This is a genomic window from Anaerotignum faecicola (assembly GCA_024460105.1).
Classification (GTDB): Bacteria; Bacillota; Clostridia; order Lachnospirales; family Anaerotignaceae; genus JANFXS01.
On record JANFXS010000478.1, the window covers coordinates 1 to 405 of the forward strand.

General features: G+C 51.6%; 1 protein-coding gene. It reads left to right on the top strand.

Annotated elements, in window-relative coordinates:
* Nucleotides 1–102: 102 nt before the first annotated feature.
* Nucleotides 103–405, top strand: a 303-nt coding sequence (locus NE664_14970) for a transporter substrate-binding domain-containing protein (protein ID MCQ4727937.1), incomplete at its 3' end; no start/stop codon positions are given.

The following is a 405-nucleotide window of genomic DNA, read 5'->3' on the forward strand; positions in this document are numbered from 1 at the left end:
GTTCTGAGTATGGATGTCAGCTTAAGCGACCGCGAGCTCCGTGTGATTTCCAGGTTTGATTCCCGTCCTTTTTACTTCGGGGTGACGAAGGGAAATCAGGCGGTGGCGGGAGAACTGAATAAGGCCATGGAGATTATTACCTCCACCAATCCGTTTATGACTGCGGAGCTTAACAGAAAATATTTTACCGGAGAGGACGGGCTGGTACTTTCGAACTCGGAAAGGGAGTACATCAGCCGGAGGGGAACCGTCAGGGCTGGCGTAATGCTGGGACGGGCACCGCTTCAGTACCAGGCAAAAAACGGGGAGATCAGGGGGATTTCCATCGAGGTGCTTAAGTACATCGAGGAGCAGACCGGATTGTCTTATGAGATTGTTCCCTTTCATAACTGGGAGGAGTATTCC